This window comes from Mucilaginibacter sp. OK268 (genome assembly GCF_900103125.1).
Taxonomy (GTDB): Bacteria; Bacteroidota; Bacteroidia; order Sphingobacteriales; family Sphingobacteriaceae; genus Mucilaginibacter.
In genome coordinates, this window is record NZ_FNJV01000008.1 from 1 (window position 1) to 12,304 (window position 12,304).

Here is a 12,304-nt window from a genome sequence, read left to right on the forward strand (position 1 = left end):
GAAATAAAATCATCCATCGAATCTTCGCTGTTATTAAAAACCAAGTACCTTACCAAAAGCATTTGTTTGTATCATAGAAATCGCAATGACATATTTAAAAAATTATTAGAAAAATAGTAGGACTAGTTTTCGTTGATCAATATATCTTTGGCCATAATCATCGGCACACTGATATACTTTTTCTCCATGTAATTGATCACCTTTTCCAGGATCTCGCGCGATTGCTCATCCAAACCCTGCACCTCATCGGCAAAAACAGAGTTGATGGCCGTATTGCGGATCTCCTTGATCTTTTCGGGTACCTGGCGCATGGCCACTTCAATACGGCGTTGTTTTAGCTGGGTGCAAAACTCGGCGATATTCTGCTCGATAATAGCCTCGGCATGAACCAGTTCCTGGTAGCGCTCCTGCAGGTTACGTTTAGCAACCTCATTAAGGGAATGCACTTCGATAAAGTTAACCGGGAACTGCTCCAATACTTCGGGAGCGGTATCATTAGGGATGGCCAGGTCAACAATGGTTTTACGGCTGGTTTCGCCATTAAGCAGCGATTGGTATATTTCGGTAGTGATGATAGGCTCCACTGCCGATGTACAGGTAATGATCACATCAAAACCTTTATTGTATGTTTTTAAAGCCTTCAGGTCAAATGCTTCACCACCCAGGTCGGCAGCCAGTTCGGCGGCTTTTGACAGGGTACGGTTAAACACCGCGAAATTGGTGAACTTATGTTTTTTAAGATATTTGGAAATATTGCGATTGGTTTCGCCTGCACCAATGATCAACACACGAGCATCGGTAGCACACAGATTAAGGTCGCGCAGTTTGCGGTAAGCCAGTGATACTACCGAGATGGGGTTTTTAGAGATATTGGTATGGGTATAAACCTCTTTAGCTGTTTTTACCACACAGCTCATCACCATGCGTAAACTGTCGCCGGTAAGGCCTGCCCCTTTGCAATGCTCGTAGGCTTTGCGCAATTGGGCCAGTATTTCCTTTTCGCCAACGATCAAACTTTCCAGCGAGCATGAAGTACGTAAAAGATGTACCATGGCCTCCTGCTCTTCATAGATAGAAGCGCTGGCCATAAAGGTACTCAGGGAATGATCACACAATTCGGTATTAAATGATTCGATGAACTTCCGGGCAAAATCCTTGTCGACCTTATGAGCGGTTGTCATAATAAATTCAACACGGTTGCACGTAGCCAGATAAAATATCTCCGGAATCCCAAATTGAGTTTTTACCTGTTGAAGTTTTTCTGTCAGATTTTCCTGGCAAACCACCAATCTACCTAATTCCTTCAGTTCAATCTGTTTGTGTGTAAAAGCAATAACCTTTAAATACTTCAAAGCAGTTTTAAATTTGACCGAACAAAAATATCACTATAAATGACATCCTATGTCAATACTTTGTCATACAGGGCTATTTAGAATGTTTATAAATTATGTGGTCTGACCGTAAAACAACATTAAAACTGCTTAAAACATTATTTAGCAAAATAATGTATATTACATAATGCATCTGATCAAAAATATAAGCCTGATTATACTGGTAATTGGGTATATGCTTGCAGGCATCAATCATTTTATCAATCCAACAGCATATTATCGTATCATCCCGCATTATTTGCCCTACCCGGTAGTTATTAACATGGTAGCGGGCGCTGCCGAAATATTACTGGCCCTGCTGCTTATCCCTACCCAAACCAGGCCATTGGCGGCTTATACCATTATACTCATGTTGATTGCTTTTTTACCGGTACACATTAGCATGGTAAGCGATGCACCGCTAAAGCTGGGCAAACTTACTGTAACACCATTATTGGCCTGGATACGCCTGGCACTACAGCCGCTATTGATGGCCTGGGCATGGTGGTACACTAAATCGTAATTGGAAAATGGATTTTGGAGCAAAGATTTTGGGAGCAAGGAACAAAGATATTAGGAACAAAGATTTGAAGAACAAAGAAGAACAAAGATAAAGGACATTGAGAACAAGGATGGAAAGAACAAAGAGCAAGGACATAAAAGAAGAAAGAAAAATCCTTGCTCCTTGTTCCAAAAATCCTTACTCCGGAAAAGCTCCTTGTTCCCAATATCCTTACTCCCTTTAAAATATAAAAACAACCTATGGATCTGCAAAGTGTCGAAATGCGTAACCTGGAAGTACAGGATTACCAGGAACTCAAAAAATCAATGAAATCGGCCTATATGGATATGGATGAGGACTATTGGGATGCCAATTCCATTAAAAGGCTCATTAAGTTATTCCCCGAAGGCCAGATCTGTATCACCGTAAACAATGTGGTGGTAGGTTGCGCGCTATCAATTATGGTCGACTATCAAAAATTCGGCGATAACCATACCTACAAACAAATAACCGGCGACAGTACTTTTAAAACCCATACCGACAAAGGCGATGTGCTTTATGGTATTGATATTTTTATCCACCCCAATTATCGCGGCCTGCGCCTGGCCCGCCGATTGTATGAGGCCCGCAAGGCCCTTTGCGAAAAGCTAAACCTCAAAAGTATCATCGCCGGTGGCCGGATCCCCAATTATCAGAAATATCAGAACGATCTGACACCCCGGCAGTACATCGATAAGGTAAAGTATAAGGAGATCTATGACCCTACCCTGTCGTTCCAGCTGGCCAATGATTTTCACGTACGCAAAGTGCTGCGTAACTACTTGCCCGAGGATAGCCGCTCCAAAGGTTTTGCCACACTCATCGAGTGGAACAATGTGTATTACGAAGAGATCAGCACGGCCATCAACCAAAAAACAGTAGTACGCATAGGCCTGGTGCAATGGCAAATGCGTAGTTATAATAACATCAGCGAACTGATGAAACATGCCGAATATTTTATCGATGCGGTAAGCGATTACCAGGCCGATTTTATCCTATTCCCCGAGCTGTTCAACACCCCGCTGATGGCCGATTATAACCACATGGATTCGGCCAAAGCCATGCGCGAGCTGGCCAAGTACACGCAGCCCATTATCGAAGAGTTTTCTAAACTGGCGGTATCCTACAACGTAAATATTATTGCGGGCAGCATGCCCTTCATTTTTGAGGATTCGCTGTACAATGTATCGTACCTGTTCAGGCGCAATGGCAGTATGGAGGAAGTTTATAAGATACACCCTACCCCGGCCGAGATCAGCTCATGGGGTATGCGCGGCGGCGATGAGGTAAAAGTATTTGAAACCGACGCCGGTAAAATAGGCATCCTGATCTGTTATGATGTGGAGTTCCCGGAACTATCGCGCATATTGGCCGGCCAGGATATGCAGATCCTGTTTGTCCCCTTTTTGACCGATACACAAAACGGCTATAACCGGGTGAAATTTTGCGCCCAGGCCCGTGCCGTGGAGAATGAATGCTATGTAGCCATTGCAGGTTGCGTAGGCAATTTGCCGAATGTAAATAATATGGGTATCAGCTATGCCCAATCGGCGGTGTTTACACCCTCTGATTTTGGTTTCCCTACCAATGGTATCCAGTCCGAGGCTACCCCTAACAGCGAGATGATCGTGATTGCCGACGTCGATCTGTCCCTGCTGGATGAATTGCATGAATACGGCAGCGTACAAAACCTTAAAGACCGCCGAACTGATCTGTATAATATTACATTCAACGGTAAAAAAGTATAGTTTGTCGAAATATTTAATAAATCAAATACTACTTATATAAATAATATTTACATTCAACACGGGTTAAGCCCGTGTTGAAATAATGACACCTAAACCTGTTACCCTATCCATGAAAAATATTTTTTTGCTATTGCTGTTCATCATTGCTGGCTTTGTAACCCGTGCCCAGGACACCGTTAAAAAGGTAGTTACCCCGCATTTTAATATCAATACGAATACGGTGGTCAAAGACTCCACCGGGAAGGCCTATACCTTTAAGGATTGGATTGGATTAACCCGTACGGGCGAATATGTTTTGCGACCCGATGATATGAACAATGCCAATACCTCGTTTACCCTTATTAAAAAAGGCGCTATACCGCCTAAATACCTCACAGCTGTCAATACGGGCAATACGATACCGGCTGGTCAAAAAAACCTTTCACCGGAGGAGGCCGAAGAACAACGCATGGCATCGTATCCAAAACCTATGGAATCGGAAAATTTCACCATAGGCCAGCAAATAGAATCATTCACTACCTCTGATATGAATGGCAAAAAAGTAAAACTTAAGGATCTGCGCGGAAAAGTAGTGATGCTTAACTTCTGGTTTATTGGCTGTCCACCTTGTAGGAAAGAAATACCCGAGCTAAATAAATTGGTTGAGTTATACAAAGACAATCCCAACGTTGTTTTTTTAGCTGTTGCCTTAGATGCCCGGTGGGATATCAAGGATTTTCTGAAAACAACGCCTTTCAATTTTGATATTATCGACGATGGTCGTTTAATTGCCAATATTTATAAAATACACCTTTACCCCACCAGTGTGATATTGGATAAAGAAGGTAAAGTAGCCTTTCATACGGTAAGTTTTGCAGCAAACTCACCTTACTGGATGAAAAAGACCATCAACGAGAGTTTGAAATAGAAAGCAAAGGCTACTTGGCCCATTCAAGCGTCCGCGCTTACTTTTCTTGATCAGGTAATCGTAAGACGCTTACTTTCATTATAGTTCAAGCGAAAGACGCTTGAACTGGCGAGGGGTTGTATTGTGAAGGAATTTCTTTTACCATAACATACTATGATTATACAAGAATTAATAAAAATCTTAAAAGAAAAAGGAGTAAATGATAAATTATATACATTCGATGGCGCTTCTCAGGAGGACAAAATTGTACTGCAATTGTCGACAAATCACTATGCAAATAATAATGATTATAAAGAGTGGCGTGTTTTTTATTTTGAAAGAGGTGTTAGATATGATGAAAAAGTATATTTTTCTGAAAACGAGGCTTGTATCGATATGTTAAATAGGTTGATTCATTACAAAACTCATTGAATATTCCCTCAGCTTTCGCACGCGTGCCGCGTGTACTACTACTAATTACCCCTCTCCATTAACACCAAAAAAGCGTAATTTCCACCCATGATCCGTAAAGATAATTTAGCCTGTGGTCGGTGTTATCACCGTACCACTCATAGCTAAACTTGATAACGCCTTATATGAAGCATATGTAATAGTGGTACGGTGATAACACCGACCACAGGCTGAATAGAATTAAAAAAATGAGTACACAAGTTACATATACAAACGAATTGGGAAGTATAATTACGCCTCAACAACGAAATTCATTGACTAATTATAACAAACTAACCTATATTTCAGGTAATCTTAAAATAATTGAATCCTATGAACAAAGCAGAAATATAAGTTATAGAACTGTTCGGTATTTCATGGATGAAACAGAAGATAAGAATATCATCCTACAGCAGAATAGTGATGTTACTAATAATGCAAGTTGTATAGTATATTTTAATAAGCAAGAAACTAATGGATTTAATTTATGGGATTGGGAAAGTTATTCTAAAAAAGGTCACCTATATTTCAAAGGCAAAGAAGTGTACGATAGTCAAAGTAGACTAATTTTTACTTGTTCATTTGATTTAGTTACAAACCAACTTCAGGATGGGGCATTCAAAAACTACTACGGTAATCAATTTGAGAACCCAAGTGATGTTTTACTTTTAGAGTTTACTTATAAAAGTAGCGGCGATGTAGATTTAATATTTGATTGTAATGGAAACTACGGCCATACAAAAAGCATTTCCCTTAATGAGTTTTTAGCTGATACACAGTTTTCACAACAACAATTTCCATGGGATCAACATGAATATTACCATGCAATAACTCCATACTTGCCAACTGGTAATTTATAGAACTTTGATCTTGGCTTGCGCATGCGTGTGCATCTATCGGTTCCTTCTCCATTAACACCAAAAAACCGTAATTTTCACCCATGATCCGTAAAGATAACTATACCTTACCCGGCGCCAAGGGTCGCCCTATGCTCATTGATGTAACGTATGACGATGCGCTGAAAAACGCGCCGGTCGTGATCTTCGCGCATGGATTTAAAGGGTTTAAGGATTGGGGTACGCATAACCTCGTAGCCGATTATTTCGCCCGTAACGGTTTCAGGTACCTCAAATTCAATTTTTCACATAACGGCACCACACCCGATCATCCAACCGATTTTGCCGACCTGATAGCCTTTAGCGATAATACATTTTCCATTGAACTGGAAGATCTGGATACCATTATTGATTTTGCCTGCAGCGGCGCGGGCATGGCAGCTGCCGGGGGCGTATCTTTGATAGGCCACAGCATGGGCGGCGGCATCAGCATCATTAAATCAGCCGAAGACAGTCGCATCAAAAAGCTGGTTACCCTGGCCTCCATATCCGGTTTCCGCAACCTGTGGCCGCAGCAAAGCGAAGCGCAATGGTACCTGCAGGGCATTATTTATATGCAAAACTCCCGCACCGGGCAGCAAATGCCGCTCAAATCAAGCCTGCTGGATGACCTCGACAAACATCCCCTACGACTGAATATCCAGGCCAAAGCAGCCGAAGTAAAACAACCCTGGCTACTAGTACACGGTGATATCGACCCGACAGTACCACTGGATCATGCCCGGGAACTACACAAGACTCAGCCCAAGGCCGAATTGATGATTATCAAAGGCGGCGACCATGTTTTGGGCGCATCGCATCCGTATAGTGGAGACACGCTACCTGCCGCTTTACAAGAATTTTGCGACAGGATGGTAGCCTTCTTTCGGGGTTGACCCAGCCCGCTTGGAATTTGCCTTCAGTGAGGGTAATCCTCATCTTCATGCGTCATTGCGAGGAACGAAGCAATCCCCGATAGGCAGATCCGCTTTGTAAGTAGGGGATTATTAATATTGTTAATTATCTTTAAAAGGCATTAATGAGCTCCCTCCGGTCGGTTGTCCACGCTTCGCTCGCAATGACGGTATTTTTTACATATTTCTTCCCTTTCTTTCCGCCACAGGCAAAGAGAGGGGGCAACTGGCCTCTCCTGTGCAGGAGCGGGTATACACCATGCCCAACCGTCATTCCATCGTCAATAAACACCCAGGAAAAAACTTACCGTAACTTTAAACAGTTAACCCTATCTTAATCCAAATACTATTAGCTTACTATGAGTTTAGAAGGATCACGAAAAGAAGGAAAAAAATACCTTAACGTTATACCAACCGACGAGGCCGGTTTTGATAAAATGCTCCCCATACTGCGGCAATACATCAACAACAAGGCCGAGAATATTCCAAAGAAAACATTAGGTCCTTTTAAAACCGACACTACCATTTACCAAAGCCCGCCGGCCAGTGGCCTGCGCATTACCTGGATAGGCCATACCAGTATATTGATTGAGATAGATGGCAAACGCATCCTCACCGATCCGGTTTGGGGCGAACGCGTTTCTTTTTCCAAATTCATCGGTCCAAAACGCTTTTTTCAACCACCACTTTTATTAAGCGAATTACCTCCGCTGGATGCCATCATTGTATCGCATGATCATTATGACCACCTGGATAAGGATACCATCAAATTTTTCGCTGGTTCTGCCACTCCCTTCTATTGTTCTGTAGGTGTGGGCCAACATTTGCGTAAATGGGGTATTGCTGATAATCAAATCACCGAAATGGATTGGGGCAATAGCGCGGTCATCGGTAACGATCTGGTGGTTACGGCTACACCATCACGCCATTTCTCGGGCCGGGGCATTACCGGGCGTAATGAAACCTTATGGTCGTCGTTCGTGATCAAAGGTCCTAAACACAATATTTATTTTGGTGCCGATTCGGGCTGGTCGCCCAGTTTTGCGGAGATCGGCGAAGCTTTCGGGCCATTTGACCTCACGATACTGGAAGTTGGCGCTTACGGCAAATACTGGCCCGATATACATATGGGCCCCGATCATGCCTCCAACGCACACCTGGCCCTCAAAGGCAAACTGATGATGCCCGTACACTACGGCACATTCAGCCTGGCCCCGCATGCCTGGTACGAACCCATTGAATGGCTAACCGACCTGGCAAAAGATAAAAATATAGAACTGTTTGTGCCCAAACCCGGCGAACCAACCGAAGTAAAAGAAGCCTACAACTCCAATTGGTGGAAACCGTTTTTATCGTGAATTGTATCCGATTGGAAATTGATCAATACTTATTGTGTTCAAAACAAAAACCAAACGCTGTCATTTCGAACGAGGCACGAGGAGAAATCTTCTTCGATATGCAATCGGTGCTTTGTACACAGCAGAAGATTTCTCTTTCGCGCCACCCACAATCCACACCAGCTCTATCGAAATGACAACCATTTTTATTTTATTCATTTAGTGACGCTGCCTTCGTATCTGTAATTAAACATGAACCCGTCACCAAACATATCTTGATATTTTCGTATCTTTATACAAGTACCAGCCCGGGATTCTCTAAACCAGAAAACCGGGCTGTTTCGTTAAAGGGAAAAAGGGAACAAAAATCGACCGTTTTATATTCATATATTTGATTACAAGCAAGTTAATACTTTTTAAACCTTTCAAAACACATCAAAAATTTGTTAAAAAGTGTTAAAACGGCGTTAAAACTTTGTTAAAATGGCCAATAACCAAGCGTTTTTACCCTGTTTTTATGCAGAAAATTGTTAAAATTTAAGGTTTAAAAAGTTTTTCTACTTAACAAAGTAACTTCGGGCGTTTGCGATAATCAAATAGCCGAACGCATCACAAAAAATCCTGATCAATGGCTCAAACATACATACTGGTAATTGAAGGTAAACCCCAGGGCCCCTTTAGCATGGATGAGCTAAAAACCCTCAAAGTAAAACCTACCGACTTTATAAAAACCCCCGAAATGGACGATTATAAAGAGGCACAGGAAATTGCCGAACTGCGTACCCTTTTCGGCTTTGCCAAACCCTCGTTGCTCATGCAGTATTATGGCAGTTTTGACCAGCGCCTGCTGGCTTCGGTTTTGGATTGGTTTATACTTTTCGGGGTGTTTGTGATTATCGCTTTTATTGTGGTACTGCTGTTTATCCAGGATAAAGAAACACGTATTATTGTATCCTTCAGCATTTTGGGTATTATCCCATTAGCTAAAGTGATCTACCATATTGTGATGGAAAGCTCGGCCAAACAGGCCACCTATGGCAAACAAATGCTCAAAATCAAAGTAGTTGATATGAACGGCGACCGTATCAGTACGGGTACAGCTATTAGTCGTAATTTGCTCAAGCTGCTTTCTGCATTGCCGTTTTGTTTAGGTTATGTGATTGCCTTCTTCAACAAAAAACAGCAATGCCTGCATGATATGCTGGCTAATACCCTGGTGATCAAGGAAAGGCTGTTTTAAGAAAGCTGCTAATCCTTATTTTTCGCCCTTAAAAGTCTTATAAAAAATAGGCTTACCCAGGCTGTCCTTTTTGAATACAGACAGTTGTAAACTACCAGCCGGTTTAGATAAGGAATCGCCCTTCAACAGGGGTTCAGTGATATTAAAAGTAGAGGTATAAAAGAAGTTACTATAGCCAAAAGATATATCCTCATTGATATTTAACTTAAAACCGGTATTTGACTTTTCGGCAAAAAACACCTTAAACCGGCTGCCGTTTGCTTCAATTTTAGTAATGTGGGAGTTGATCTCATTTTTATAGATCCGGCCGCTGTACGACCAATTATCCGTATTGAAATAAACAAATAAGCCTATAACTAAGATTATGAATACTGTACTTATTAATCTTTTCATGTGTATAAAGTTATATAAACATTACAAGCTTTCCACTTTGCAAGCGTTTAACCTTTAATCCTATTGCTTATCTTTGTATCTTATTAATTTTCGCTGCATGAATACTGATGCTGTTAAATTGCTTCAAGGCCGTTATTGTAATTCACTAACCGAATATTCGCGTTTTGTTACCCGCGAGGTGAACATTGGCGATGTGCCCATGGGCGGCAATAACCCTATCCGGATCCAAAGCATGACCACTACCGATACCATGGATACCATAGGTACGGTTGAGCAATCTATCCGCATGGTTGATGCAGGCTGCGAATATGTACGCATTACCGCACCCAGCATCAAAGAGGCCCAAAACCTGGCCGAGATCAAGAAACAGCTTCGCCAGCGCGGATATAATGTTCCGCTGGTTGCCGATATCCATTTTACCCCCAACGCTGCCGAAGTGGCCGCCCGCATAGTTGAAAAAGTAAGGGTAAACCCCGGTAATTACGCCGATAAAAAGAAATTTGATCAGATAGATTATACCGATCAGGAATACCAGGGCGAACTGGAACGCATCTACAAAAAATTTGCGCCCCTGGTTAATATCTGCAAGGAATATGGTACCGCTATGCGTATCGGCACTAATCACGGCTCCCTGAGCGACCGGATCATGAGCCGTTATGGCGATACCCCGCAAGGTATGGTAGAATCGGCCATGGAATTTATGCGGATGTGCGAAACCCTGAACTACTATAACCTGGTGATCTCCATGAAATCGAGCAATCCGCAGGTGATGGTACAGGCTTATCGTTTACTGGTAGACACCATGGTAGCCGAAGGAATGAACTATCCGCTGCACCTGGGTGTAACCGAAGCCGGCGACGGTGAGGATGGCCGTCTCAAATCGGCAGTAGGCATCGGTACTTTGTTAGAAGACGGCCTGGGCGATACCGTACGTGTTTCCCTCACCGAAGAACCAGAAGCAGAAGCCCCGGTAGCTATTGAGCTGGTGCGCCGATATACCGAGCGGAAAGCAGAATGTGAAAAGCAAAAATCAGAAGAAAGAGAGCTTTCGGCTTTAAGCCTTCAGCCTTTAGCTTCTCATAACCCCTACGAGTATAAAAAACGTCACACCTACGAAGCCAACGCGTTTATTGGCGGGCATATGGTGCCAAGGGTAGTAGTTGACCTGTCGGCCAAAAACTTAAAAGATCCGGCTGTTTTGAAGGATGCAGGATACCTGTATTCGCCATTGTTGGATAAATACAATATGGCCGAGCAATCGGTTGATTTTGTTTACCTGGCCGATGAGTTGCCATCGTTTGTGTTCCCAAGCAACTTAAAACAGTTGTATAACTATAACACCTGGCAAAAACTGACCGATAAAACCAATTGCCATCCGGTATTTTCGTTAACAGAATATATTGCACCGGACACCGATCGTTCGTCCAAATTAAACCTGGTGAGGATATTACCAACCGATATTGATTCGGATGAGTTTGGTTCACTCCCGTTTGATAATTCATTGGTATTTGTATTGGAAACTAATGCCCTGCATGGCATGGCCGATCAACGTTCCCTCTTTTTTAAACTCGAAGAACTTGGATTGGAAGTGCCGGTGATTGTGAAAAGGAGTTACGAATTTGAAGAGGACCATGGACCATCTACCATGGACCATGAACAAACAGACTTAACCACTAAACTCCAACTGTACGCCGCTACCGATCTGGGCGCCCTGTTGGTTGATGGCTTTGGTGATGGGATATGGATAGATGCGCCGGAATTACCTGCTAACGTTATTACTTCAACAGCCTTTGGTATTTTACAGGCCACCCGTTCCAGGATCTCCAAAACGGAGTACATATCGTGCCCAAGTTGTGGTCGTACTTTGTTCGACCTGATGGTGACCACCCAGATGATCCGCAGCCGTACAAGTCATCTCAAAGGCCTTAAAATTGGCATCATGGGTTGTATTGTGAATGGCCCGGGCGAAATGGCAGATGCCGATTACGGTTATGTAGGCTCTGGTACCGATAAGGTAACCTTGTATCGCGGCAAAGAAGCTGTCAAAAAAAACATCAGCTCGGCAAACGCACTTGATGAACTCATCGGCATTATCAAGGAAGATGGTAACTGGGTAGAGCAGGAACAGGCATAAAACAGAACAGGGCTGACCTCGCGCCAACCCTTGTTCAAAGTATAATTAAAAAAGATCATTTATCGCTTTAAATTGAACGCCATTGCGATCAGCTTTTTGTTTTCGGGGTTGTCCCTGTTTTCATTCAGCTTGTTAGACAACTCATTTAAAGCCAGCTTTGTTTTTTCTCGTTTCAAATTTAGTTTGGCGTTAATAGTTTCTTCATAAATCAGCTTCGCATCATCGGTATAAAACCTGATGATTTGTATTTTTGGTTGATTAGCGTTACTCTCTACCACCCAAAAACCGTGGGTAGCAGGTGTTTTGATTTGAGCCTGGCTGCATACAGCGCTTATCAGGATCAATGCGGTTAACATGATTGTTTTCATAGCCCGTTTTATTTAATAATCTAAATTAACCAGGCCAGATCCGATAAA

Annotated in this window: 12 protein-coding genes; 9 read left to right on the forward strand and 3 right to left on the reverse strand. The window is 42.7% G+C overall.

Going from position 1 to position 12,304, the window contains the following annotated elements; genetic code table 11:
* Positions 1-122: 122 nt before the first annotated feature.
* Complete coding sequence (gene hemA, locus BLR84_RS21755) at positions 123-1,352, reverse strand: glutamyl-tRNA reductase (RefSeq protein WP_090472374.1); 1,230 nt, start codon at positions 1,350-1,352, stop codon at positions 123-125.
* Positions 1,353-1,518: 166 nt separating this feature from the next.
* On the opposite strand from hemA, the gene BLR84_RS21760 reads away from it, so the two are divergent.
* The 8 genes from BLR84_RS21760 (at position 1,519) to BLR84_RS21795 (ending at position 9,361) form a co-directional block, all read left to right on the forward strand.
* Positions 1,519-1,893 carry a DoxX family protein gene (locus BLR84_RS21760; RefSeq protein ID WP_090472375.1) on the forward strand — a complete coding sequence of 125 codons (375 nt, stop codon included), beginning with the start codon at positions 1,519-1,521 and terminating at the stop codon, positions 1,891-1,893.
* A 239-nt stretch (positions 1,894-2,132) separates the two neighbouring features.
* Positions 2,133-3,659 carry a carbon-nitrogen hydrolase family protein gene (locus BLR84_RS21765; RefSeq protein ID WP_090472376.1) on the forward strand — a complete coding sequence of 509 codons (1,527 nt, stop codon included), beginning with the start codon at positions 2,133-2,135 and terminating at the stop codon, positions 3,657-3,659.
* Positions 3,660-3,768: 109 nt separating this feature from the next.
* Entirely contained in the window at positions 3,769-4,566 is a 798-nt protein-coding gene (locus BLR84_RS21770) for a TlpA family protein disulfide reductase (RefSeq protein ID WP_176852126.1), read from the forward strand.
* A gap of 153 nt (positions 4,567-4,719) precedes the next feature.
* A complete protein-coding gene (locus tag BLR84_RS21775) occupies positions 4,720-4,977 on the forward strand; it encodes a hypothetical protein (protein ID WP_090472378.1) in 258 nt (85 codons plus the stop codon).
* A 227-nt stretch (positions 4,978-5,204) separates the two neighbouring features.
* Positions 5,205-5,855, forward strand: a complete 651-nt coding sequence (locus BLR84_RS21780; RefSeq protein WP_090472379.1) for a hypothetical protein — start codon at positions 5,205-5,207, stop codon at positions 5,853-5,855.
* A gap of 80 nt (positions 5,856-5,935) precedes the next feature.
* Complete coding sequence (locus tag BLR84_RS21785) at positions 5,936-6,766, forward strand: alpha/beta hydrolase family protein (RefSeq protein ID WP_090472380.1); 831 nt, start codon at positions 5,936-5,938, stop codon at positions 6,764-6,766.
* A 377-nt stretch (positions 6,767-7,143) separates the two neighbouring features.
* A complete protein-coding gene (locus tag BLR84_RS21790; protein WP_090472381.1) occupies positions 7,144-8,142 on the forward strand; it encodes an MBL fold metallo-hydrolase in 999 nt (332 codons plus the stop codon).
* Between the two features lie 607 nt (positions 8,143-8,749).
* Positions 8,750-9,361, forward strand: coding sequence for an RDD family protein (locus tag BLR84_RS21795; protein WP_090472382.1), 612 nt, complete (start codon positions 8,750-8,752; stop codon positions 9,359-9,361).
* Positions 9,362-9,376: 15 nt separating this feature from the next.
* On the opposite strand, the gene BLR84_RS21800 is transcribed toward BLR84_RS21795, so the two are convergent.
* Positions 9,377-9,754 carry a BTB/POZ domain-containing protein gene (locus BLR84_RS21800; protein ID WP_090472383.1) on the reverse strand — a complete coding sequence of 126 codons (378 nt, stop codon included), beginning with the start codon at positions 9,752-9,754 and terminating at the stop codon, positions 9,377-9,379.
* 97 nt (positions 9,755-9,851) lie between these two features.
* Between BLR84_RS21800 and ispG the strand changes: the two genes are divergently transcribed.
* The gene (gene ispG, locus BLR84_RS21805; RefSeq protein WP_090472384.1) at positions 9,852-11,888 is read left to right on the forward strand and encodes a (E)-4-hydroxy-3-methylbut-2-enyl-diphosphate synthase; all 2,037 of its coding nucleotides are present in this window, start codon (positions 9,852-9,854) and stop codon (positions 11,886-11,888) included.
* 59 nt (positions 11,889-11,947) lie between these two features.
* Here the strand turns inward: ispG and BLR84_RS21810 are convergent, their stop codons facing one another.
* On the reverse strand, positions 11,948-12,256 hold the full coding sequence (locus tag BLR84_RS21810; RefSeq protein ID WP_090472385.1) for a hypothetical protein: 309 nt from the start codon (positions 12,254-12,256) through the stop codon (positions 11,948-11,950).
* Positions 12,257-12,304 lie beyond the last annotated feature (48 nt).